Genomic DNA, 21,911 nt, shown 5'->3' with positions numbered 1-21,911 from the left:
GCACACCATGGCCAAATCGTCCGGGCTCGGAATGACCACGCTCAGCGTCGACGACGCTGCAGGCACGGTCCGGGACATCCGCAACGACATCACGAACTGGGACTTCGCGACCCCGCGCGCGACGCAGGACGTGACCGGTGTTGACAAGTCGGCGATGGAGCGGCTGCTGCTGCTCGCCGACTTCTCCGGCACCCTCACCGGCGTGTTCAACCCGGCCACGGGCCGCGCGCACGACGTCCTCAAGACCGTGCCGTCCACCTCGGTCGCGCGCACGGTCTCGATGACCGTCGGCGGTGTCTCGCTGAACAACGAGTGCCTGATCACCGACTACAGCCTCAAGCGCGCCACCTCCGGCGAGCTCACGTTCGACGCACCGTTCGCGCTCGCCGACGGCACCGTCCCCACCTGGTCCTAAGGAGAACTGTCTACATGGGATTCATGGTCAACCAGACCACCCTCAAGCTCGTGTTCGACGACCCCGAGCTTGAGGGCCTGGTCGTGCGCATGCACGCCGGAACCGTCGGGCAGCGGATGCACCTCGACCAGCTGAACACGAACGACGACATCGTCTCGTTCTATGCGGATCTGCTCGTCGAGTGGAACGCCGAGGACACCGACGGGCCGCTGCCGACGACTCCGGACGGCGTGAAGCGGCTCGATCACCCCACGTTCCTCGCGATCCAGCGCGCCTGGACCAACCTCCGGCAGACGATCCCGGCCCCTTTAGAGCAGCAGTCGAGCGCTGGCGCGACCTCGCTGGAGGAATCGATGCCGATGGACGACCTGTCCGAAAGCCTCGCGAGCTGACCGACGCGGAGTTCGTCCTCGGCCTCTGCACCCGATTCGGGTGCCTGCCATCGCAGCTGATGGCCGAGGACGCCGGCGTGCTCCGCATGCTCGAACTTGAAGCCATGGCCCGAAAGGAGGTGCAGTGAACGAGATCGAGATCCACGTCAAGGCCTACGACGACAACACCGACAAGGTGTTCGCCACCGTCAAGGCCAAGGCGAAGAAGGCCGGCGGCGCGGCGGGCGACGAGTTCTCGGGCTCGTTCTCCGGCACCCTCTCGAAAAAGAGCGTCGCCGCGGCGGAGAAGGCCGCCAAGGACGTCGAGACCAAGGCCAAGGAGGGGTTCGAGAAGGCCGGCGAGGAAGCCGGCAAATCGCAGGCCGAGGGCTACAAAAAAGGCTCGAAGGAGACCGAGAAGGCCACCGAACAAGTCGCGAAGCGTACGCAGGCCCAGTTCGAGGCGATGAAGTTCACCGCCTTCTCGGTCGGGCTCCCGGCCGCCGCGACCGTCGGCGCCGCGGGTGCCTCGCTCGCCCTCGCCGCCGTACCGGCGCTGTTCGTCGGGATCGGCGTGGCCGCGCTCAGGGGTAACCAGCAGATCGACGACGCGTTCGACAGCACCTCCGACCACGTCCTCACGAGCGTGACCCGGATGTCCCAAGGCCTGCGGGACCCGATCCTCAAGGCCAACGCCGACGTCGTCGCGAGCTTCGACCGGCTGCAGCCGGAGATCCAGACCGCGATGGACTACTCGTCGGGCTCGGTCGAGGACCTCACCGGCACGGTGACCGACCTCGCCGAGAACGCCATGCCGGGCCTCGTGATCGCGGCGAAGTCCGCGCAGGCCCCGCTCAAGGGCGTGCACGACTTCGCCGGGCAGGCCGGCGCCGGGGTCACCGACTTTTTCACCAACCTCTCGGAGGGCTCGGACTCCGCCGGCAAATCGATCGCCACCACCGGCGGCGTCGTGCGCGACCTCGAGGGATTTGCGGGGTCGCTGCTCGCCGAGCTCTCGAACGGCAGCACCAACGTCCTCCCGAAGTTCGCCACCACTCTGCACTCCGCCGAGGACACCGTCCTCACGCTGGCCCACAACGGCATGCCCGCCCTCCAAGGCGCCTCCAGCGGCGCCCTGAGCGTGATCAGCGGCGGCCTCGGCATCGTGAACGCGTTCGCGCAGGGGCTCGGCGCGTGGGCACAACCGCTCGGCAACGTCGGCGGCACGCTGTTCGCCACGAACAGCATGCTGAAGCTGTTCGGCACCAGCCTCACGCAGACCGGGTTCGGCGTGAACGCGCTCGCGAAGACCGTGCAGGACGGCGACCAGAAGATCAGCCCCTTCAAGGCCGCCCTGAACGACGCCGACAAGAACGGCTCCAGCAAGCTCAAGGCCGGCCTGAACTCGCTCGTCTCGAACGGGCTCAACCCGCTCGGCCTGGTCCTCACTGCGGGCTCGTTCCTGCTGTCCGCGTTCGGGCAGGCGCAGGAGAAGGCCGCCGAGTACGCCGCGGCGCACAAGGAGAACGTCCGGCAGCTGACCGACGCGCTCCGCCAGGACAGCGGCGTCCTCGGCGACCACACGAACCAGGTGAACTCGCAGGCTCTGGCCGACAAGAACGCCTCCGCGAACCTCGCGTCGTTCGGCCAGAACCTCGCCACCGCGAAGCTCGCGATCCAGGGCAACAGCCAGGCCTACGACAAGCTCCGCTTTGCCGCGGGCGCGACCCTCGCGACCATCGCCGACCAGGCGGGCGTGAACGAGGACCAGAAACAGGCCCTGATCGACATCGGCCACCAGTCGCTCGAGACCGGGAAGAACTACGACCAGCTGAAGGACGACGTCCTCGCCGCCGGCAAGACGTTCGACAGCTCCGGCGAGTCGATCGAGATGTTCAGCGACGCGCAGCAGTCGTCGATCGAGCAGCTGCTCAACGGGACTGGCGCGGTCGGCGAGCAGATCAACGCCTACAAGCAGGCGCACCAGCAGTACCTCGATTCCGAGTCGGCGCTGACGCAGCTGACGGCGGCGCAGATCGAGAACCGCGACGCCACCGCCGCGGCCACGCAGGAGATCTACACCCAGCAGAACGCGCAGCTCGGCTACCGCGGCGCCGTGCTCAACACGCGGCAGGCCCTGACCGACTACGCGAAGACGTCGACGGACGGCAAGGCCACCGAGGACCAGAAAGCGGGCGCGCTGCTGCGCGTCGAGCAGGCGTTCCAGGCGCAGGAACAGGCCGCGTACTCGGCGGCCTACGCGAACAGCACCGCGAAGTCCGACGCCCAGCGCACGGCCGAGGCCTTCGCCGCGCAGAACCGCGAGACCGTCAACCTCGCCAACAGCATGTCCGGACGACTGCCCGCGTCCGTGCAGGACACCATCTCGAAGTTCGACGTAGCCACCGCCCGCGCGGCCGGCCTGACCGTCGGCATCAACAACACCGGCCAGGCCGTCTACCGGCTCCCGAACGGCAAGACGATCCTCATCAAGGCCGATACCCAGGCCGCGCGCGACGCCGTCAACGGCATCGTCCGCGACATCAACAACCGCGTCGCCTACATCACCGTGAAGACCATCAACGGCGGCACGTCGACCACTCGCTTCGGCAACCAGGGTGCCGGCCGCGCGCACGCCGCCATCGCTACCGGTGGCCACGTCACTCTCGGCGGCGTGCGGCGCTTCGCCAAGGGCGGCCAGGCCTACGCCTCCATCACCGACGTCGGCCCGGGCGGACTGCTCGACGGCCCCGGCAGCGGCACCTCCGACAGCATCCTCGCCCGCGTGTCGAACGGTGAGTACGTCGTCAACGCCCGCCAGACGCAGAAGCACTTGCCGCTGCTGCGCGCTATCAACAACGGCGCCGACGGGTTCGCCTCCGGCGGCCTCGTGCGGCACGCTGACAGCTCCTGGATCCCGCCGACGTTCTACAGCGGTGCATCGGCCGGGAAGCCGGTCACGCGCGTCGGTGCCGCCCCAGCGCCAGGCCACTCCGGAGCGACGGCGGCGAGCAGCTCTGCACGGCCGGTCCAGCCGCTCGCGCTGCACGTCACGTCGGGCGGTGGCCGGCTCGAAGAGTTCTTCGTCGAGATGATCCGTCGGTTCGTGCGCGTCCAGGGCGGCGACGTGCAACAAGTTCTCGGGCAGGGCTGATGGCGACCTTCCCCAACGCGCCGCGTGATCTGGCCGTCGAGGCGTACCTCGCCGGCGGGTGGCGCGACATCACGCCCGATGTGTACCGGCGCGACAGCATCCGGATCACCCGCGGCCGCTCCAACGAGCAGAGCACCACCTCGTCGCCCTCCTCGTGCTCGTTCACCCTGAACAACCGGTCGGGTAAGTACTCCAGCCGGAACCCGCTCGGCCCGTACTACGGCGGGTTCAGCCGCAACACCCCGTTGCGCGTCGCGATCCGCGTAGCGAAAGACGCGTTCAACCGCACGCTCGCGACCGGGTGGGGCACGGCGGACGTGGGAGGCACCTGGTCGACTACCGGAATCGGCACCCTCGCCCCCACAGATTTCTCGGTGACGCCCGGCGCGGCCCGACACACGGTCACCGGAACGAGCACCTACCGGATCAGCTACCTCGCCACAGACCGCTACCGCGACGTCGACGTGTCCTGTCAGGTCTCGCTCTCTGCAGCGACCGTGACCGGCGGCGCGGTCGAGCCCGCCAACCTCGTGCTCTCGGGTTTGTCCGTCAACGACTACCTACTCGCGCGCGTCGCGATCAGCGCCACGCAGGCGATCACCGTTTCAGTCAACGACTCGACCGGGGCGCTAGCCGGGCCCGTCGACACCGGGTTCGCCTACACCGGGCAAGCTCTGAACGTCCGGTTCCAGCGCGACGGCTCGAACGTCCGCGCGAAGGTCTGGCCGGCGAGTGCGCTGGAGCCCTATGCCTGGACCGTGGAGTTCACCGACCTGCCGTTCGTGCGCACGAACAATGGCATCGGGTGGGTGGGTGTCCGGTCCGGGGTCGCGCTGGGAAACACAAACCTCCCGGTCACGTTCTCCTACAGCAACTTCGAGGTGCGCAGCAACCGGTTCGCCGGCGAGGTGTCCGACTGGCCGGCGTCGTGGGATACCTCGGGGCAGGACGTCTACACCCAGATCGTCGCGTCCGGGATCTTGCGCCGGCTCGGCCAGGGACAGAAGCCGCTGAAGTCGACCTACCTGCGCGCGAACCAGACGATCGACCCGCCGAACGTCGCGTACTGGCCCGTCGAGGACGGCAGCGACTCGACGCAAATCGCGTCTGGTCTCTCGACAGGCCTGCCCATGGTGCTCAGCGATGGCGCGTCGATGTTCGCCACCGACTCCAGCTTCCCCGGGTCGCTCCCGGTCGCGTCGCCGAACCTGGCGCGCTGGACCGGATCCGTCAGCCCGGTACCCGCCTCGACCGGCAACGTGCAGGTGATCTTCCTGCTCACCGTTCCGAGTACCGGCGCCACGGACCAAGGCACCATCTTGCAGCTGCAGACGAACGGCACCGCGGCGTTCCTGGACCTCGTCTACGTGACCGGCGGGAGCCTCAAGCTCGTGTGGTACGACCGCGGCCGTAACCAGATCGCGCAGTCGCCGACCCTGCTGACCGCTCTGGACGGCACGCACAGGCAGATCTCGGTCGAGTACACGAACACCGGCGGCGACGTCAGTGTGAGGGTCGCGCAGCTCACGCCGGGCGACTCCGGGGGAACCGTGTTCCCGTTCACGATCACGGGCCTGCAGATCGGCGCCCCGACTGCGGTGCTCGTCAACTCCTACCGCCAGATCGGCATGATCTCGGTCGGGCACGTCGCCGTCCGCACCGACATCATCAGCATCTACACCAACGCCGACGAGCTCGCCGCCTATCGCGGCGAGACCTGCAGCGCGCGACTGCTGCGCCTGGGCCAGGAAAACGGTGTGCCGATCGCCGTCGAAGGCATCGGCGGCACCGCCCCCATTCCCTCGGCGGCGCTCGGCGTCCAGCGGCCAATCAACCTGCTCGACCTCATGGCCGAAGCCGGGACCGCCGACGGCGGCTCCCTACGGGAATCCCGCAGCCACACCGGTCTCTGCTACCGCACTCGCGCGACGTTCTACAACCCGATCCCTGCGCTCGAGCTCGACTACGCAGACGGGCAACTCGCGCCCGCGTTTGTCGCCGTCGAGGACGACCAGAACATCCGCAACGACGTCACCGTCACCCGGCTCTCCGGCTCCTCGGCGCAGGCGATCCGCACCGACGGCCCGCTCGCCGTGACCGAGCCGTCGATCAGTGGCGGCGGCGCCGGCCGCTACGACACCGAGACGACGCTCAACCTCGCGTACGACAACCAGGTCGCCGACGCCGCCTCGTGGCTGGTGACCTTGGGCACGGTCGACGAGCCGCGGTTCCCCAACCTTCAGCTCGACCTCGCGCACCTGGCGAAGAAGTCCCGCGCGCTCGACCTCGCCGCGCTCGCCGTCGACCAGGACAGCCTCATCACGATCGACAACCCGAAGAACATCCTCGACCAGCACCAGATCCGCCAGATCGTGCGCGGCTACACGGAGACGATGAACGGGTTCGAGCACACGATCACGGCGAACTGTGCACCCCAGTCGCCCTACGACGTCACGCAGCTCGATAACACGGACCTCGGCCGCCTCGACTCCGACGCCACCGCGCTCAGCTCCGCCATCACGAGCGCGGCAACGAGCCTGCAGGTCGACGTCGGCGACGGCGTGCTCTGGACCACGGACCCTGCCGAGATGCCGATCCCGGTCACCGTCGGCGGCGAGGACCTCCTCGTCACTGCGGTGACCGGCAGCAGCAGCCCGCAGACCTTCACCGTCACTCGCGCGGTCAACGGGGTCGTGAAGGCCCACGCCGCCGGCGAACCACTCGCACTCACCCGCCCCGCCCGCGTGGGCCGATAGGAGGATCCATGGCTTTCACCGCCGGGCAACGCCTTACCGCCGCCATGCTCAACGACATCACCGTCGGCAGCGAGCAGGGCGAGTGGACCATCGCCGCGAACCTGCTCATCGGCGCCCCGAGCCTGATCAACAACTGGGTGCCGTTCACCGGCGCGGTGATCAAGGGCATCACGCACAGCGCCGGGGTATTCACCGTCGGCCCGGCCGGCGGGCTCTACACCGTGAGCCTCTCCTGCCGGTTCACCGCGGCAACGGCTGACCGCTACTGCTTCGTCGTGGGTACCGGCACCACCGACACGTGGACGAAGAGTTCTGTCGGGTCGTCCGCGACTGGTCTCAACACCTCGGTCGCGATCACCAAGCGGGTCCCGCCGAACGGTCAGATTCGCTGCTACGCCTATGCCGGCGTCGCGAGCAGCGTTACGCACGAGACGGCAAGTGACCTCGTCACGGGCGTGACGATCGTCCGAGAGGGTCCGCTGTGACCGTCCACAAAGTACGAAAGGGGTGACGGTGGGTGCTTTGGACATCGGCCAACTCCTCGCGTCAGCCGGCCCATCGGCCGCCCTGCTCGTCGTCGTCATCGTCCTGGTGCGGCTCTGGCTGCGCGCCGAGGGCCGCGCGAACCGTGCCGAGAAGCGTGCCGACGCGCTGGCCGAGCAGATCGACGGCGAACGCAAAAGGCGATGGCGCGCGGAGGACGCGGCGGCCCGCGCCAAGCGAAAGGCTGGTGAGGTAGATGCGTCCTAGCCGGACTTCCGTCATCGCGATCATTGCGCTACTCGTCGCGCTCGGCGGCGCGGCGTGGGCCACCCTGGCGCCGCTCGCTGTGCGCCAGGACGCCGCCGCCGTGCAGTCGCAGGCGAAGAGCCTCGCCGATCAGGTCGCCGAGGCCTGCGCCAAGGGCGGCCCGGCGGCCGCCGAGCTCGGCCCGGCGTGCGCCAAGGCGAACGAGGTGAAAGAGCAGCCCAACGTCGCCGCCAACGTCGACACCGCGGCGCAACCCGACCCCGCCGCCTTGCGCCGCTCAGCGCGCACCGCGGTCGACGAGTACTGCGCGACCCGCAACCAGTGCCGTGGCGCCAACGGCGTGGCGCCTGACTTCGACGCGCTCACCAACGCCGTGCTCGCGCGCATCCCGCTGCCGAAGGACGGCGCCCCCGGCAAGGACGCACCGACACCAGACATCGCGGGCGCGGTCGCGGCGTACTGCGCCGCGCACAACGAATGCGCCGGTCCGCCGGGCACGAACGGCAGCGCGGGAACGCCTGGCCCGACGTGCCCCGACGGCTACGAGCTGCGCGACGCCGTCATCACCGCACCGGACCAGACCACCTACCAGGGCAAGGCGTGCGTGGACCCCGCCAGCAGCGTGCCGCCGAGCCAGTCCGAACCACCGACCGGAGGTTGACCGATGGCAACCGTTCTCGACTACTCCAGCGGCCACCCGAGCGGCGCAGCCGTCGCCGACGAGGGGCACGCCGGCGTCGTGCGCTACATCGGCACGCCCGGCCGCCCGAAAAACCTCACCCGGGCCGAGTACCAGGACATGGCCGCGCACGGCCGCGGCGTCGCGCTCGTCTACGAGAACCACGGCGGAGACGCCGCGGGCGGACGCTCCGCCGGCGTGCTGGCCGCGCAGACCGCACGGGCGGACGCCGATGGCTGCGGGTTCCCGCGGGCCCGTCCGATCTACTTCGCGGTCGACTCGGACCAGGTGAGCTCGGCGCAGTTCGCCGCCGTCATGGCCTACCTCGACGGCGCGGCGTCGGTGCTCGGCGCCGCCCAGGTCGGCGTCTACGGCGAGTACGACGTGATCGAGCAGGCCGTCGGCCCGCACGCTCGCTACGGCTGGCAGACCGCCGCGTGGTCTAAGGGCAAGAAGTCCAGCAAGGCCGCGCTCTACCAGAAGATCGGCACCGTCGTGGTGGGCGGCGTCGAGTGCGACGAATCCGACGTGCTGGCTGCCGACTGGGGCCAGCACAACTACACCGCCCCGGCGGTACACATCGAGGAGGACGAAGACGTGGCAAGCGACGTGATCATCGGCACCGGCACCGGTGACGACCAGCCGTGGCAGGACCTTGTGGTCCCGGTCAACGGACACCAGTACCTGCGGATCGCCAGCACGTACAAGCAGGACGTGGTGGTCCAGGGGATCTCGATGGTGGACGACACCCCCGGAGCGAAGGGCACGCACGGCGTCAACGTCCAACTCGGCGGCGAGATCGACGCGGACCGCCCCGGCCCGTGGAACCTCGCCGGCGCCGACAAGGCGTTCGCGAACTACTCGCACGTCGTCGCCCGGGTGAAGGCCCCGGCCGGCGCCAAGGTGAAGGCGTGGATCAATGACCGCCCCTGAGCTGAAGCTCACGCGCTGCCAGAAGCTCGCCGCATGGGCGCGCACGGCGCCGGGCCGGTACCGCAAGGCGCTCGCTGGCCTGTGGGGCTATCTCACGGTGCCGGCCGTCGTCGGCATCCTCGCGGCCGTCGGCGTGCACATCGACGGGGACACGGCCGCGCTGATCATCACCGTGGGCTCGGCCGTGCTCGGCACGACCGCCATCGTGCGCGCCAAGCCGAACGACGAGGCAATCTGACCAAGGGCGGGCCTGGCAGCTCCCTGGGCAAATAGCGCCAGGCCCGTCCTACTTCGCGTTACTCAAGTCCGGCTTTTGGCGGACGACCTCTACGGTGCCGCCGAGTCTGACGGGAAAGATGGCCCACTCCGGGTACCCCTCTTCGAGCCTGCCGTCGTCGTATCGCGTCCATTTGTTGCCGGAGGCGTCGCGAAAAGCGACGTCCAGTGTCATGGTCTCGTACAGGGTTACAATGCGGCGCTGAACCTCCGGTCGAAATTGCTCGTCGCCAAGTCTGTCTTTCTCGGTGAGCTGTTCCCCGAACTCTATGTGGAGCTCTTGTTCCATAAGCTCTTGGGCTGCTTGGCTTCCTTTCAGATTAAAGCCATTTATTCCCGGTGAAGCACTGGTGAAGAAAAAGGTGCGGTCAAGGCTCGTTTCGAGTAGGAATCTGACAGTTATGTGGCGAATGGGTTGATTTCCTGAGTTGACAACCCACACCTGTGGTCTGCTCCCGGAAATACCATGAAGCCACGATCCGAATTGAGCGGCGTGCGAGCGTCGTTGATCCTCTTGCAGAGAGGCAAGCTGGCTCGCCTGTATCTTATTTGTGTTGTTGGCGGCCTTTACTGCTTTGATTGCGGCGGCGAGCGCTGCGATTGCGATAAGCGCGCTAAGAATTGCACCCCAGGCGGACATCCAGTCGGCGGCGTTCGGGCTATCGGCGAGGGATTGCACGATGTTCGGGTTCACGCGGAGTTAGTCGCGGGAGGCGGTCGAAGTGTTTCGAAGGCGGGCCCGACGACCCGAGGGGGAGGTGGGCGCCGGGCCCGCACGATCAGCATGGCGGGTGACGCCGACCGCGTGGGGCGGATCGGCGAGGGTCCACGCTTGCGTGTGTCGAACACCTGTTCTAGCGTGGCGATGTCCGGCGGGCGGAAGGGGAAGTTCTGACCCGCCGGACACCACCCCACCACGAGGAGGCGCCGTGTCACGCGACTACCGCGGCCCCATCCGCGCCGTGCACAAGGAAACCGGCGAGGTCCGGGGGTGGCTTCAAGGCGACCGCGGCGTGCGATGGCTGAAAGCCCACGACGACCTCGACGCGTGGGACATCATGGACGACCGCGGCAACGCCGCGTGGAAGCTGGGGCCCAAGCTGCTCCCAGGGCCGGATGGCCGAGTGGCCGGCCACATCGAGTACGAGACCGACGATCAGCGGCGCATTCGCCTCGGTCGCCGCGACGTCGAGAGCTGAGCACACGACAAGAGCCCCGTCTCCTGTGCTACGCAGGCGGCGGGGCTCTTGTCGTTGTCAGCTGATCAGGCGTCCGAGAGTTCTTCCCGGCCGCGTTCAGTGAGCATGTAGCAGTGTGGACGGAGCGGGTCGGTCTTGGGCCATTCGTCGGTGATCCAGCCGCGTTGCCGCATCGTCTGGAGCAGGGGGTACAGGCGTGCGTTGTGGACGCCGACTGCGGCACGTAGATCCGCGGCCGAGAAGCGTGCGCCGTGGCCGCCGACGAGGAACGCCGACGCCAGCTTGTCCATTTCCCGGGCTGTCCGCATGACCAGATGGTAACCGGTGCGTGCGCGCGCCGTCAGTCCTCGCCGTCCGGCGCCGGCGGGTCAGGACGCCACCGGAACCGGCTCGACCGGTAGCCGCCGCCCGGGCGCGTCGGCCCGGTCGGCTGCCGTGGCGGCCCACTCTCCAACGGCCCGAACACCCAGTTCCCCTCCCGGCCCCCGGCGAGGCAGCTGCGAGGGTCGCGCGGCCGGTTCGATGGCTCGGTCACTTCTTCGGCCTATCGTCCGGCGGGTCCGGCTGGATCGGCCGGGGCTGTGGCCTGCGGTTGTCTTCCGTCGGCCGGGTTGTCCGATTGTCCTTACCGGATACCGGCCGGGTCGGCCCGGTGCCAGCGGTATTGCGTTCCCTCGCCATCTGCTTCCTCTCTCGGTGTTGTCGAAAATGGGCAGGGTGGAACCGGCCGCCGCGCGGGGTCGGGGCACCGCGCTGCGGCCGGAGATCAGGTGATTCAGGTGGGCGGCTCGGTGCTACTCGTCGTCTTCGATCACTTCGCCGGTGTCGGGATCGGTCACAACCTCGGTGCCGTCGTCCTGGATCCAGACGCCCATCAGGGCCGCCGCGGGAGCGCTCGCGGCCCGCGGTGCAGACCAGGATGGTTTGGCGGAATGGCCCAGCCCAGGGTGCGGCGATACGCCACGTCGCAGAACGGACACTGAGTCGGCACACCGCGCGCGGCGCGCTCCTTGAGTGGCTCGAACTCGGCCGCCGCCGTCTCCCCGCACAACATCGTGATTCCCTCGCCCGGAGCCGGGATGGCTGCCAGGGTGGTGCGGTGCCACACGCCATTGATCACCGGGTGGATCGCAGCCGGGTCGATGTAGATCAGCGCCGTCATGCAGCAAGTATTTCTGGGAGTAATCACTTAAAACACAGCCAGTAACAATCACTTCGACGTGGGAAGCCGTCCGAACTAGGCGCGTTTGGCATAGATCAACTCCCGTGGCGGGGGACCTGTACCCTCCGGGCGTGGACCTCCTGCCCTTCGACGAATACGTGCGCTCCCTCAACCGCAAGCGGATGTCCGCGGGGACTTTGATCCGCGACGACGCCGATCGGGTGCTGCTCGTCGAGCCGTCGTACAAGGAGCATTGGGACATCCCGGGTGGCGCGTGCGAGGAAGGCGAACCGCCGTGGCGGACTGCGCGCCGCGAACGCGCCGAGGAGGTGGGGATCGACCGGCCGCTCGGCCCGCTGTTGGTCATCGACTACATCCCGGCCAACGACCGGATGCCGGAGGGGATGGCGTTCATCTTCGACGGCGGGCTCATCACCGAGGACGAGGCCGCCGAGCTGAAGCTCACCGATCCGGAGATCCTCTCCGTGCACCTGCTGCCGATCGACGAAGCGGCCGACAGGGTGAAACCGGTACTCGCGCGGCGGATTCGGGCAGCGCTCACCGTTGCGCAGGCTGGCGGAGGCTTCGTGTTCTGCGAGAATGGTTCGCCGATCACGGACTAGCGACGGTCGGTTCCCGGGGGAGGACACCATGGCTGGCGCACCCATCGCCGACAACCTCGCACGGCTGCGCGTCGCGCGCGACCTCTCACAAGAGCAGCTCGCCGAAGCGGCCGGCGTCGGCTCCGACACGGTCGCGCGCATCGAGCAGGGCAAGCGCACCCAGAGCCGCCCGGACACGTTGCGGAAGCTCGCCCGCGCGCTCGGCGTGAGCGTGGACGCGCTGCTCGGCCAGGCGTCCGCGCCCCACTCGCTCGACGTTGACGTGGTTCCGCTCCGGCGCGCCATCAACCACGACGCGCAAATCCCTGGCCTCGACGACCTCGCCGATACCCGTGACCTGCTGACGCTGCCGGAGCTCACGGACAGCGCACACCAGGCGTGGCGCGCGTACGTCGACGGCCGCCACACCGAACTACTCCACGCGCTCCCGCTCGTGCTCGCCGACGCACGCCGCGTCGTCCGCGACGCCCGCGACGAGGAACGCGCCGGCGGGTACCGCGTGCTGTCCACCGCCTACCGGCTCGGAGCAGGCGTCGCCGGCCGGATCGGCCTCGACGACCTCGCCTACACCGCGGCCGTACGCGCAGTCCAGGTCGCCGGCGAATCTGACGCCCCAGATGTTGAGCGGGCGATCTCGCTGCGCTACCTCGCCTGGACCCTCGTCCGCCAGGGACTCTCCGAAGACGCCGAGCGCGTCGCCACAGAGGCCGCCGCGGCGATCGAACCCCGCATGCTCGACCGCGACCCCACCCGTGCCGGCGTGTTCGGGAACCTGCTCTTCAACGCCGCGACTGCAGCGCTCAACAACGGCAGCACCGGCCGCGCCGACGACCTCCTCGCGGCGGCACACGCGGCCGCGGTCCGATCGCGAGGGGACACCGCAACCGAAGCCGCGATCTTCGGCCCCCGCGTCGCCGCGCTGCAACGCGTCGACTTCACGGTCCGCGCCGGTGACCCGGAACGCGCGCTCGTGCTCGCGGGCACCGTGCCTGAGGTAGACGGCAGCGACGTGCCGGCGTTCTGGGAGGCCGGGCATCGGCTGTTCCTGGCTGCTGCGGCGGCCGAGCTCCGACGAGACCAGGCCGCACTCGGATGGCTCGGCGAGGCACGCGACCTTGCGCCCGACTGGGTCCGGTACCAGCCCCTCGGCAAGCGGACGATGCGGCAGCTCGTTCAGCGAGCCACCCGTCGCCGCGGCCCCAAGTTCGCCAGCCTTGCCACGCACTACGGGGTCGTTGCCGAGGCGTAAAGCTCAGCTGAAGCTCGACCCCGAGTGAACGGTGGTGCCGCCGGCGCTTCACTGCTGCCGGCTCAGCACTGCCAACCGGTGGTGCCGCCGTTCGTGCACTGCTCGTAGATCGAGTTCACCTGCTCCTGGTGCTGCTGTTGCTCCTGCCGCGCCTTGTCCTCGGCGCGGTTGCTGTTGTTGACGGAGATGATGGTGACGACGATCGCCACGCCGACGATCAAGATCGTGGCAAGGATGAGCGTCAGGCGTTTCGTTGTGGCGTCCACTGGTCTGGGCCTTCCGTGAGGTCTGCCCAGGAGCGTCGCGTTGATCACCATCGGCGTTACCGACCGAGCAGGCTCACCGATGGTCCTCGGCCGGGATGCCCTCGGGGTCGACAAGGTCGTTGGCGTAGGCGGCGAACTGAATCGGCTCCGGGCCGCGGTGCTTCATGCATGCGGTCTCGGCGTTCCACTCGGGGTCGCACCAGCAGTAGCTCGAGTAGACGTGCGGGCGGTGCTCGTCCTCGTACCGGCGCCACCACACGACGGTGTCCTCGACGGCGGTGCCGGCTTCGAGGACGCGGGCGCCGGCGATGTTCGGGCCGTGCTCGACGGCGATCTTGTGGAAGTCGGTGTAGGTGCTCATGCGTGCTCCCCAGTGGGAGCGGGTCACCGTTACTGGTCAGTAATGGTCCCGCTGGCTGACGTTGCCAGCAGATTTCCCCTGGTCAGACCCGGGTTACTAAATAGGCACTGACGTCGGTCATGATCCGGTAGGTGATCGTGTCCAAGTGGACGTCCGCGGCAGCATAATAAAGCGGGTCGCGCTCGACGTCGATCTCGGTCTGCGGCACGCGTTTCACGAACTTGAACGGGCCGACGCACACGGGGTGGTCACCGAAGTCGTCGCCCTCCTTGGCGATCGCGGCGGGCGACATGATCATGCCCGCCCGGTCGGCCAGCGCCGCGGTGATCGGGGCGAAGGGCTTCTTGTAGTGCAGCACGACGTGGCTCTTGTCGGGCGCGTCGATGCGGCTGATCGGGCCCATTTCGCTTTTGCGCTGGGAGGTTTTGAGCTCGAAGTGCCGGCGCAGGCTGGTCGCGACGGCCGGCGCGTCGAACGGGGTGCCGTCGGCGAATACGATGCCGGTGCGCACGGGGATGGTGACGGTGAGACCGTCCGGGGAGACCGCCGGCAGCGCGGTGGCCAGCTGGGGGACGACGGTGCTGGTGTCGTCGATGTCGTAGAGCTTTTCGCAGATCGTGGTCATCACGTAGCGCGTGTAGAGCGAGCTGGACGTGGTGGGGTCGAGCTTGTCGGGTTCGTTGGACAGGCCCATCACGAGGTCGCCGCCGCGTTGTACGGATTGGTTGCCGACGGGGGTGCCGAAGTCGTCGCGGTGCTCGCCGCGGGCGCTCGCGTGTTGCACGGGTACGCACGCCGTGAGGGTCAGCACCGCCAGCCCGGCCAGGAGGGGGAGCAGGGACCGAGGAGACATGGCGAACAACGTACGTCGGTTTTTCCCTTACTCGATTTCTGGCCGGTTAATGCGTGTTAAATCGTTATTCGCCGAAAATGGGCATGCCGAAAAGCGGGCCCGGGAATCGGGTCCGCTTTTCGGCGGGATGTGCGGTGATTATCGCCCGGCGGCGTACCCCTGATTTCCCCGGGGGTTCGCCGCGGCGGAGAGAACACCGGTCTCCGGGTCGCGGGCGACGGCGCACAACCTCCCTTCGGACCAGGGTTCTCCGACGGTCACGAGGTGGCCCCGGCGCTCCAGTTCGGCGATGACGTCGTCGCCGATCCGCGATTCCACGGTGACGCTGCCGGCCACCATCGCGCGCGGGTAGAACGAACCGGGGAAACTGTCGGTGTGCCAGTTGGGTGCGTCGATGGCGCCCTGCAAGTCGAGCCCGCTGCGCACTTTTTCGCGCAGCGCGACGGCGAGGAAGAAATGCGCGCTCCACTGGTCCTGCTGGTCGCCGCCGGGCGTGCCGAAGGCCATCACGGGCACACCGTCGCGCGAGGCCAGCGACGGCGTGAGCGTGGTGCGCGGGCGCTTGCCCGGCGCCAGCGAGTTGGGCAGGCCCGGGTCGAGCCACGCCATCTGCAGCCGGGTGCCGAGCGGGAACCCGAGCTGCGGGATGACCGGGTTGGACTGCAGCCAGCCCCCGCTCGGCGTCGCGGCGATCATGTTGCCCCACCGGTCGACCACGTCGAGGTGGCAGGTGTCGCCGCGCGTCGCGCCGTCCTTGGCGACGGTCGGCTCACCCGCGCCGGCCGCCGTGGCGACCGCGCCGCCGCCCGCCACGTACTGGGCGTGCTTGCTCAGGCGCGGTTCCCGCCCGTCGGGGCGGCCCGGGCGCAGCTCGTGCGACGCGCGATCGCCGATGAGCTTGCGGCGGGTTTCGTTGTAGGCGGGGGAAAGCAGCGTGGCGAGGTCGACGTCGGCGCTGTCGCCGTACCAGGCTTCCCGGTCGGCCATCGCGAGCTTCGTGCCCTCGATGAGGGTGTGGTAGTAGTCCGGCGTGGCGTAGTCGAGGCCGTCGGCGTCCGGCAGGAGCGCGAGCTGCTGCAGCAGCGTCGGGCCCTGGCTCCACAGGCCGGCTTTGGCGATGGTCCAGCCGTTCCAGGTGAACGTGACCGGGTCCTCGTAGGTCGCGCGGAAGGCGGCGAGGTCGTCGCCGGTCAGGGTGCCGGCGTGGCGTTCGCCGGAGGTGTCCATGGTGGGCTTCGCGGCGAACTCGGCGATGGCCTCCGCGATGAACCCCTCGCGCCAGACCTTGCGGGCGGCCTCGATCTGCGTCTCGCGGCTCGCGCCGGCGGCTTCGGCCTCGGCGATGAGGCGGCGCCAGGTGTTCGCGAGGGCGGGGTTCTTGAAGAGCGCGCCGGGCTTCGGCGAACGGCCGCCGGGCAGGTAGAGCTCGGCTGAGGTGGTCCACTCCGTCTCGAACAGCTCGCGCACGGTCTCCACGGTGGCGCCGACGCGGTCGACGGCCGGGTGGCCGTTCTCGGCGTAGGAGATCGCGTACTTGAGGACCTCGCGCAGCGGCTTGGTGCCGTGGTCGTGCAGGAGCAGCAGCCACGCGTCGACCGCGCCGGGCACCGCGGCGGCGAGCGGGCCGGTGCCGGGCACGAGGTCGAGGCCGAGCGAGGTGTAGTGCTCGATGGTGGCGCCGGCCGGCGCACCACCCTGTCCACAGAGGACCTTCGGCGTGCCGTCCGCCGGGGCGACGATCATCGGCACCTCGCCGCCGGGGCCGTTGAGGTGCGGTTCGACGACGTGGAGCACGAACGCGGCCGCGACGGCGGCGTCGTAGGCGTTGCCGTCGTCTTCGAGCACGGCCATCGCGGCGGCCGAGGCGAGCCAGTGGGTGGACGACACCATTCCGAAGGTGCCCTGCAACGTGGGACGGGTCTGGAACATCCCTGCATCGTTGCGCGTCCGTCGGCGGACGTCAAAGACATGTATGACACCGTTCCGATAGCCTGGCGCTATGGAACGTCGGCAGCTCGAGTACTTCGTCGCGATCGTCGAGCACGGCGGCTTCACCCACGCGGCGCGGGCGCTGCGGGTGGCCCAGCCGTCGCTGTCGCGCGCGATCGCCAAGCTGGAGCACGAGCTGGGCGTGGCGCTGTTCCACCGCGTGGGCCGTACCGCCGTGCTCTCCAGCGCGGGCGAGTTCATGGCCGACCGCGCCCGCCTGGTCCTGCGCGACCTCGACGCGCTGCGCGCCGCGGCCCGCGCCGTCGGCGACGGTCTCGCCGGCCGCGTCGACGTGGCCGCCACGTCGTCCTCCGCGCTCGAACCGGTGATCAGCATCATCGCCGACCTGCGCGAACGCCACCCGGGCGTGCTGGTGAGCACCTCGTCGGCCCTGTCGGCGGCGGAGGTCGTGGCGATGGTCCTGCAAGGCCGCTGCGAGGCCGGCGTCTGCGGCAGCGCGGAGCGCCCCGCCGGCCCGGGCTTGGTGGCCCACCACCTGCGTGACGAGGAGTTCCTGCTGGTCGCGCCCCCGGGCTCGGGCGTCGCGGACCCGGTCGAGTGGTCCGACCTGCGCGGCATGCGCTTCGTCGTGACGAAGCCGGCCACGGCCGTGCGCGCCCTGTTCGACCGCATCGCCGCGACCGTCCCGGACGTCTCCATCGCCGCCGAAGTGGGCGACCGCAGCGTCGTCCTCCCCATGGTCCTGCGCGGCATCGGCGCCGGCCTGATGCCCGACGGCTGGACCGACCTGGCCCGCCGCGCCGGCGCGGACGTGGTGCACTTCTCCCCGCCGGAACGGCTGCCCCAGTGGCTGGTCCACCGATCGGGCCCGATCACGGCGGCCACGCAGGCATTCCTCGACACGACGTTGGCGGCGCGGTGATCGAGTTCAGGCTTGTGGTGGATGGTCCGCCCCGGATTCGCGATCTACCGTCGGTTGGGTAATCGCCACCGCACGCACCGTCATGGGGAGGGGAAGTGGCCCAGCCTGGTGACTTCTCGGCGTTGGTCGCTCTCCGCACGAAAGAAGGCGAGCTGATCGCTCTCGGCGAGTTGCGCCGCGTCGAGCAGCTGCGGCGGGTCCAGCCACTCCTGCAGTTCGATGCCGGTGCGGTGCCGGCAACGCAGCTCGACGACGTCGAAAAGGCCGTCCGGATCCTGCACACCCTCGGCCGGGTGGCCATGCTCGACGCATCCGACGTAACGGACCACCCGGGCTACGGCGCGGCCGGCGCCCTCGGCGGCCTGACCGACCGCCTCACCCGTCAGGCCGATCTCTTCCAGCCGATCGCGTTCATCCCGGTGGTTCGCAGCGACCTGCCCGAGCCGCGGATCGCCTCGCTCGGACGGCTCTGTCGCGAGCTCGGCGCCGGCGGCGCGCTGCGGATCCGTAGGCCACCGCGGGACGCGGGCCCGCTCGGGCGCCTTCTCGAGGTGCTCGGCGCGGACCCGGGCGAGCTCGACCTGATCGTCGATCTCGAGTATCTCCCGGAGCTGACCTCCGAGGCGATCGCGTATGCGCAAGCGGTGCTGCAGGCGTCGGCACCGTTCGGCGGGTTCCGGTCGACGACCCTGCTGGCCGGGTCGATTCCGGCCGCGTTGTCGCACACCGAGACGCGGGAAGAGCCGCGGGTCGAGGAAACGGTGTGGGACACCCTGGTGCGCTCCGGGGCCGAGGGGCTTCGGTTCGGCGACTACGGCGCGGTGCACCCGCGCTCGGGTCCCTCGTTCCCACCGCGGCACGTCGCGCTCAGATACACCTGCCCGGATCACTGGCTCTACTCGCGCGAGCGCATCCCGCGACCTGACGCGGAAACCGGCGAGACGCACGCCGAACCTCCGCGGAACCGCACCTTCCGCGCAGTCTGCCGCCATGTGGCGGAGTCCGAGGCGTTCGCCGGTGCCGAGTTCTCGTGGGGCGACCGCACCATTCGCGACGCCGCGGAAGGCCGGGGCCGCGGCTTCGGCTCAACCAGCAAGCCGGTCGCCGTCGTCACTTCGCATCATCTCGCGTACCTCGCGGCGCGGGCCGCGGCGTAGGGGTCAGCTGAACTTGGCCGAGGCCACCATCCCGTCGAACGCCGCGTCCTGGGCCGGGGTGCTGGCGTGTTCGACGATGAGGAGTTTGCTGGTGGGCAGCCACCACATGCGGATCTGGTTGTTCTGCGCCGGGTCCTTGCAGGTTTCCTGGAAGCGCCCGTATTCGGCCTTCTTCGGGCCCACCGGGGCGAAGCCGTGCTCCAGGACCATGCCGCCGGTGGCTTCGGAGGCGGCGCCGGGGTCGGCGGACGGGCCGATGCACGTGGGGACGTCCGTGCCGGGGTACCAGCCGAAGGCGCGGGTCGAGCTGGGGAGGTTGATCATGCCCTCGGCGGCGGCCTGGCGCAGGTCCAGGATCTTGCCGGCGCAGGCGAAGGTGGCGGACTGCAGGCAGCCCTCGTAGCCGGGGTCGCGCGACTCGACGGCGTACTGCATGCCCGCCGGCAGGGTGACGGTCATGGTGGCGATGGTCGCGGTGACGCCGTCGGTGGAGGGGTAGGACGGCTGCGTGGAGGGGGCCGGCGAGCCGGTGCCGGGCGAGCCGCCGAGCTGCCCGACGCCACCCGCGGGGCTGGGCTGTGCCTGGCCGGTGGTGATCTGCGTGCAGGCCGTCAACGTCATCGCCGCCGCGAGTGTGACGGTTGCCGCGAACCAGGATCTTCTTCGCACCGCTGTCCCTTTCCTCAGGCCCCCGGTGTTCGACGCAGCCGAGCGCGGCCGGTTCCGGTGAGCGGCGAAAGGGTACGCCCCGGGCCGTCCGCGAACGTGCGCGCGGGCAGCCAGGGTGCGGTCAGCAGACGTTCACGCCGTCGGCTTGGTCGTTCCACTCGTCGACCCAGCTGTCGCCGTCCGGGGCGGTCGAGGTGTAGAGCAGGTCCCAGTGGCCGTTCCAGTTGTAGAACTGGGATTTCGTCCCGTTGGTCTGGAAGTTCTCCACCGACGAGACCGCGTCGTACCACGGGGTCTTCGGGCTCGTGGGCATGAACTGGGTGCCGAGGTCGACGAAGCCGCACTTGTACAAAGCGAGCTGGTAGCCCTGGTAGTCGGCGTTCTCGTAGAGGCAGAGGTACCCGCCGGAGCAGAGGTAGCGGGCCGGCGTCCGGGGCGACGCGGCGGCCGCCGGGATGGATTCCCTGACGCCGGGCTGCAATTCGGCCGTGGTCGCGCTGATCTGGTGCGCGCCGGGGTTCGCGGCGAGGATGCCGTCGACGAGCCGTTGCTGCTCGACGGTCGCGCCGAACCGGGTCGGGGTGACCGCCGAGGCCGGTGCCGCGGCCGGCACCGCGATCGCGGCCGCCAGCGTGAGTCCTGTCATCGCGCGCAGAAGGGTGTGTCGCATGCGTCTCGTGTCGAACACCTTGAAGCCCGGGGATCCCCGGGCGTTCTCAAGCGTGTGGTGGCAGCGAAGGGGGCGACAAGCCTTTCGACCCAGGTCGAAACCGTTGCACACTCCCGGACACCGCTGCCACCGTCATCCGGCATTGACGGAGTGAAGGGACGGACGAACATGCGCGTACCCATGATCGCGGCCGCGGTGATCGCCGGTGCGGTGCTGGTGCCCGGGGTGGCCGCGGCGGCGCCGGCGGACACGTTTTCGCTCGTGTGGATGACCCACGCGAGCGACGGCAACGACGTGAAGCTCTGGCGCGACGACCAGACCCGCGAGCTGCACGGCGAGCTGATCGGCCCGGCCCGCGGCGGGATCGAGCTGTATGACGGCTACACGCACCGCATCGCGCAGAACAGCCGGGCCACCGGCGGCGACACGAACACCAACGGCGGCGCCTACGGCAGCTGGGCGGCGTGCGAGTTCCTCGGCATGCCCGAGCAGATCAGCATCTGCACGCTGCTCGCCCCCTGACCGTCCACAGTGGTCAGTGCGGGATCGGACGGCGGGGACGGCGCTCGACGGTGTCGCGGTGTTCTTCGATGACGAGCGCGACGTCGGTCATCGACACCGTGCCCGCGAGGCCCGGCAGATAACCGACGGTCGCGGCGAGCGCGGGGAGATCGACGGTGAAGTACACGCCCATCAGCGGGTTCACGAACAGCTCGCTGCCGGTGGTGCGCGCGGTGAACGAGACGTTGCCGAACTCGCCGCGCAGAGCCGCGGCGATCTGGCCGTTCACGATGCTCGGCCGAAGCGGGGTGCTGACCTGGGCGTGCGCCACCGCGTCGAGGTACGCCTGCGCCTCGGCCGAGGCCGACGGGATCGACAGCGCGCCGACGTAGGCGCCCGCGCGGTCGAGCGCGGCGAGGTTCTCGAGCACGTGGGCGTGGGAGACGCCGTGGTAGGCATCGATCCCGAAGCCGAGCGAGACCACGAGCCGGTCGGGCCCGTCGAGGCCGGCGACGGCGGCGAGGCTCGTCATGTCCTCCTCCGGCGTGCCGAGGCCGGCTTCGTCGCCGCGCAGCAGGATGTCCGTGCCGCCGTCCACGAGCACGATCGCGTCCACGCCCAGGTGCTCCACGAGCGCCCGATACGCGGCCTGCAACGGCTTCGCGCCCGTGCGGTTGAACGCGTGCACAGTGGACGGCAGGCCACGCCCCGCCAGCCAGCGCGCGAGGGTGCGTTCGGGGAAGTAGTCGTCGCTGCCGGTACTGCGGGGACCGACGGCGGCGACATCCGGCGCGAGCCAGTCGCCGAGATCCAGGGCGCTCAGGTCGCTGAACGCCAGGTTCGCCAGGTGCACCCGTTTGCCCTGCTCCCGCAACGCGAACGCCAGCGGCAGCCCCGCGTACACGTCGAACCCGCCGCCGGCACCCGCGACGAGCACGGAAGACGCGGCACGCAGCCGGGTGAACAGCGGGGGCTCGCTCAGGGAGAACACCCCC

General features: G+C 69.6%; 25 protein-coding genes. 15 read left to right on the top strand and 10 right to left on the bottom strand.

The window, feature by feature from the left end; all coding sequences use genetic code 11:
- Positions 1–7 precede the first annotated feature (7 nt).
- The 9 genes from ACFY1H_RS44615 (at position 8) to ACFY1H_RS44575 (ending at position 9,296) form a co-directional block, all read left to right on the top strand.
- Positions 8–415, top strand: a complete 408-nt coding sequence (locus ACFY1H_RS44615) for a hypothetical protein (protein WP_386956141.1) — start codon at positions 8–10, stop codon at positions 413–415.
- Positions 416–429: 14 nt separating this feature from the next.
- Positions 430–807, top strand: coding sequence for a hypothetical protein (locus ACFY1H_RS44610; protein WP_386956140.1), 378 nt, complete (start codon positions 430–432; stop codon positions 805–807).
- A 124-nt stretch (positions 808–931) separates the two neighbouring features.
- The gene (locus ACFY1H_RS44605) at positions 932–3,940 is read left to right on the top strand and encodes a hypothetical protein (protein WP_386956138.1); all 3,009 of its coding nucleotides are present in this window, start codon (positions 932–934) and stop codon (positions 3,938–3,940) included.
- Positions 3,940–6,696: a hypothetical protein gene (locus ACFY1H_RS44600; protein WP_386956137.1), complete on the top strand. Its 2,757-nt coding sequence runs from the start codon at positions 3,940–3,942 to the stop codon at positions 6,694–6,696. The genes ACFY1H_RS44605 and ACFY1H_RS44600 overlap by 1 nt, the downstream gene beginning before the upstream one ends.
- Positions 6,697–6,704: 8 nt before the next feature.
- Positions 6,705–7,181: a hypothetical protein gene (locus ACFY1H_RS44595; RefSeq protein ID WP_386956136.1), complete on the top strand. Its 477-nt coding sequence runs from the start codon at positions 6,705–6,707 to the stop codon at positions 7,179–7,181.
- A gap of 28 nt (positions 7,182–7,209) precedes the next feature.
- Entirely contained in the window at positions 7,210–7,446 is a 237-nt protein-coding gene (locus ACFY1H_RS44590) for a hypothetical protein (protein WP_386956135.1), read from the top strand.
- Positions 7,436–8,107 (top strand): hypothetical protein, encoded by a 672-nt coding sequence (locus ACFY1H_RS44585; RefSeq protein ID WP_386956134.1) that lies wholly within the window; start codon positions 7,436–7,438, stop codon positions 8,105–8,107. Before ACFY1H_RS44590 ends, ACFY1H_RS44585 begins: the two co-directional genes overlap by 11 nt.
- Positions 8,108–8,110: 3 nt before the next feature.
- Positions 8,111–9,058, top strand: a complete 948-nt coding sequence (locus ACFY1H_RS44580) for a glycoside hydrolase domain-containing protein (RefSeq protein ID WP_386956133.1) — start codon at positions 8,111–8,113, stop codon at positions 9,056–9,058.
- Positions 9,045–9,296 carry a hypothetical protein gene (locus tag ACFY1H_RS44575; RefSeq protein ID WP_386956131.1) on the top strand — a complete coding sequence of 84 codons (252 nt, stop codon included), beginning with the start codon at positions 9,045–9,047 and terminating at the stop codon, positions 9,294–9,296. The genes ACFY1H_RS44580 and ACFY1H_RS44575 overlap by 14 nt, the downstream gene beginning before the upstream one ends.
- A 48-nt stretch (positions 9,297–9,344) precedes the next feature.
- On the opposite strand, the gene ACFY1H_RS44570 is transcribed toward ACFY1H_RS44575, so the two are convergent.
- Positions 9,345–10,028, bottom strand: a complete 684-nt coding sequence (locus ACFY1H_RS44570) for a hypothetical protein (protein WP_386956130.1) — start codon at positions 10,026–10,028, stop codon at positions 9,345–9,347.
- A 235-nt stretch (positions 10,029–10,263) separates the two neighbouring features.
- Here ACFY1H_RS44570 and ACFY1H_RS44565 point away from each other — a divergent pair, with 235 nt between their 5' ends.
- Positions 10,264–10,533 (top strand): hypothetical protein, encoded by a 270-nt coding sequence (locus tag ACFY1H_RS44565; protein ID WP_386956129.1) that lies wholly within the window; start codon positions 10,264–10,266, stop codon positions 10,531–10,533.
- Positions 10,534–10,598: 65 nt separating this feature from the next.
- On the opposite strand, the gene ACFY1H_RS44560 is transcribed toward ACFY1H_RS44565, so the two are convergent.
- Both ACFY1H_RS44560 and ACFY1H_RS44555 read right to left on the bottom strand, forming a co-directional pair.
- The gene (locus ACFY1H_RS44560) at positions 10,599–10,841 is read right to left on the bottom strand and encodes a helix-turn-helix transcriptional regulator (protein WP_386956128.1); all 243 of its coding nucleotides are present in this window, start codon (positions 10,839–10,841) and stop codon (positions 10,599–10,601) included.
- A 566-nt stretch (positions 10,842–11,407) separates the two neighbouring features.
- Positions 11,408–11,695, bottom strand: a complete 288-nt coding sequence (locus ACFY1H_RS44555; RefSeq protein WP_386956127.1) for a hypothetical protein — start codon at positions 11,693–11,695, stop codon at positions 11,408–11,410.
- 131 nt (positions 11,696–11,826) lie between these two features.
- Here ACFY1H_RS44555 and ACFY1H_RS44550 point away from each other — a divergent pair, with 131 nt between their 5' ends.
- A complete protein-coding gene (locus tag ACFY1H_RS44550) occupies positions 11,827–12,318 on the top strand; it encodes an NUDIX domain-containing protein (RefSeq protein WP_386956126.1) in 492 nt (163 codons plus the stop codon).
- 28 nt (positions 12,319–12,346) lie between these two features.
- Positions 12,347–13,567 (top strand): helix-turn-helix domain-containing protein, encoded by a 1,221-nt coding sequence (locus ACFY1H_RS44545; protein WP_386956125.1) that lies wholly within the window; start codon positions 12,347–12,349, stop codon positions 13,565–13,567.
- Between the two features lie 62 nt (positions 13,568–13,629).
- On the opposite strand, the gene ACFY1H_RS44540 is transcribed toward ACFY1H_RS44545, so the two are convergent.
- The 4 genes from ACFY1H_RS44540 to ACFY1H_RS44525 all read right to left on the bottom strand — a co-directional run bounded on the left by ACFY1H_RS44540 (position 13,630) and on the right by ACFY1H_RS44525 (position 16,976).
- Positions 13,630–13,833, bottom strand: a complete 204-nt coding sequence (locus ACFY1H_RS44540; RefSeq protein ID WP_386956123.1) for a hypothetical protein — start codon at positions 13,831–13,833, stop codon at positions 13,630–13,632.
- Between the two features lie 73 nt (positions 13,834–13,906).
- Positions 13,907–14,194, bottom strand: a complete 288-nt coding sequence (locus tag ACFY1H_RS44535) for a hypothetical protein (protein ID WP_386956122.1) — start codon at positions 14,192–14,194, stop codon at positions 13,907–13,909.
- A gap of 82 nt (positions 14,195–14,276) precedes the next feature.
- A complete protein-coding gene (locus ACFY1H_RS44530; RefSeq protein WP_386956121.1) occupies positions 14,277–15,047 on the bottom strand; it encodes an ABC transporter substrate-binding protein in 771 nt (256 codons plus the stop codon).
- Positions 15,048–15,185: 138 nt separating this feature from the next.
- Positions 15,186–16,976, bottom strand: a complete 1,791-nt coding sequence (locus tag ACFY1H_RS44525; protein ID WP_366589453.1) for a gamma-glutamyltransferase — start codon at positions 16,974–16,976, stop codon at positions 15,186–15,188.
- A gap of 70 nt (positions 16,977–17,046) precedes the next feature.
- Here ACFY1H_RS44525 and ACFY1H_RS44520 point away from each other — a divergent pair, with 70 nt between their 5' ends.
- Positions 17,047–17,919, top strand: coding sequence for a LysR family transcriptional regulator (locus tag ACFY1H_RS44520; RefSeq protein WP_386956120.1), 873 nt, complete (start codon positions 17,047–17,049; stop codon positions 17,917–17,919).
- Between the two features lie 95 nt (positions 17,920–18,014).
- Positions 18,015–19,076, top strand: coding sequence for a hypothetical protein (locus ACFY1H_RS44515; protein WP_386956119.1), 1,062 nt, complete (start codon positions 18,015–18,017; stop codon positions 19,074–19,076).
- A 3-nt stretch (positions 19,077–19,079) separates the two neighbouring features.
- Here ACFY1H_RS44515 and ACFY1H_RS44510 read toward each other — a convergent pair whose 3' ends face one another.
- Both ACFY1H_RS44510 and ACFY1H_RS44505 read right to left on the bottom strand, forming a co-directional pair.
- Entirely contained in the window at positions 19,080–19,745 is a 666-nt protein-coding gene (locus ACFY1H_RS44510) for a hypothetical protein (RefSeq protein WP_386956118.1), read from the bottom strand.
- Between the two features lie 121 nt (positions 19,746–19,866).
- Positions 19,867–20,415: a hypothetical protein gene (locus ACFY1H_RS44505; protein WP_366589461.1), complete on the bottom strand. Its 549-nt coding sequence runs from the start codon at positions 20,413–20,415 to the stop codon at positions 19,867–19,869.
- Positions 20,416–20,583: 168 nt separating this feature from the next.
- Between ACFY1H_RS44505 and ACFY1H_RS44500 the strand changes: the two genes are divergently transcribed.
- A complete protein-coding gene (locus ACFY1H_RS44500; RefSeq protein WP_366589464.1) occupies positions 20,584–20,937 on the top strand; it encodes a hypothetical protein in 354 nt (117 codons plus the stop codon).
- Between the two features lie 13 nt (positions 20,938–20,950).
- On the opposite strand, the gene ACFY1H_RS44495 is transcribed toward ACFY1H_RS44500, so the two are convergent.
- Entirely contained in the window at positions 20,951–21,907 is a 957-nt protein-coding gene (locus ACFY1H_RS44495; RefSeq protein WP_386956117.1) for a DUF1152 domain-containing protein, read from the bottom strand.
- Positions 21,908–21,911 lie beyond the last annotated feature (4 nt).

Origin of the sequence: Amycolatopsis sp. NPDC001319, assembly GCF_042896185.1 — a bacterium.
In the GTDB taxonomy this organism is placed as follows: Bacteria; Actinomycetota; Actinomycetes; order Mycobacteriales; family Pseudonocardiaceae; genus Amycolatopsis.
The sequence above is the reverse complement of the archived record's forward strand: the minus strand, read 5'-3'. Positions and strand labels throughout refer to the sequence as shown.

What these genes read in the sequence shown, in the direction of transcription:
- ACFY1H_RS44615 (WP_386956141.1), top strand. Translation starts at nt 8, where the DNA reads ATGGCCAAATCGTCCGGGCTCGGAATGACCACGCTCAGCGTCGACGAC.
- ACFY1H_RS44610 (WP_386956140.1), top strand. Translation starts at nt 430, where the DNA reads ATGGGATTCATGGTCAACCAGACCACCCTCAAGCTCGTGTTCGACGAC.
- ACFY1H_RS44600 (WP_386956137.1), top strand. Translation starts at nt 3,940, where the DNA reads ATGGCGACCTTCCCCAACGCGCCGCGTGATCTGGCCGTCGAGGCGTAC.
- ACFY1H_RS44595 (WP_386956136.1), top strand. Translation starts at nt 6,705, where the DNA reads ATGGCTTTCACCGCCGGGCAACGCCTTACCGCCGCCATGCTCAACGAC.
- ACFY1H_RS44585 (WP_386956134.1), top strand. Translation starts at nt 7,436, where the DNA reads ATGCGTCCTAGCCGGACTTCCGTCATCGCGATCATTGCGCTACTCGTC.
- ACFY1H_RS44580 (WP_386956133.1), top strand. Translation starts at nt 8,111, where the DNA reads ATGGCAACCGTTCTCGACTACTCCAGCGGCCACCCGAGCGGCGCAGCC.
- ACFY1H_RS44575 (WP_386956131.1), top strand. Translation starts at nt 9,045, where the DNA reads ATGACCGCCCCTGAGCTGAAGCTCACGCGCTGCCAGAAGCTCGCCGCA.
- ACFY1H_RS44560 (WP_386956128.1), bottom strand. Translation starts at nt 10,841, where the DNA reads ATGCGGACAGCCCGGGAAATGGACAAGCTGGCGTCGGCGTTCCTCGTC.
- ACFY1H_RS44555 (WP_386956127.1), bottom strand. Translation starts at nt 11,695, where the DNA reads ATGACGGCGCTGATCTACATCGACCCGGCTGCGATCCACCCGGTGATC.
- ACFY1H_RS44545 (WP_386956125.1), top strand. Translation starts at nt 12,347, where the DNA reads ATGGCTGGCGCACCCATCGCCGACAACCTCGCACGGCTGCGCGTCGCG.
- ACFY1H_RS44535 (WP_386956122.1), bottom strand. Translation starts at nt 14,194, where the DNA reads ATGAGCACCTACACCGACTTCCACAAGATCGCCGTCGAGCACGGCCCG.
- ACFY1H_RS44530 (WP_386956121.1), bottom strand. Translation starts at nt 15,047, where the DNA reads ATGTCTCCTCGGTCCCTGCTCCCCCTCCTGGCCGGGCTGGCGGTGCTG.
- ACFY1H_RS44525 (WP_366589453.1), bottom strand. Translation starts at nt 16,976, where the DNA reads ATGTTCCAGACCCGTCCCACGTTGCAGGGCACCTTCGGAATGGTGTCG.
- ACFY1H_RS44520 (WP_386956120.1), top strand. Translation starts at nt 17,047, where the DNA reads ATGGAACGTCGGCAGCTCGAGTACTTCGTCGCGATCGTCGAGCACGGC.
- ACFY1H_RS44505 (WP_366589461.1), bottom strand. Translation starts at nt 20,415, where the DNA reads ATGCGACACACCCTTCTGCGCGCGATGACAGGACTCACGCTGGCGGCC.
- ACFY1H_RS44500 (WP_366589464.1), top strand. Translation starts at nt 20,584, where the DNA reads ATGCGCGTACCCATGATCGCGGCCGCGGTGATCGCCGGTGCGGTGCTG.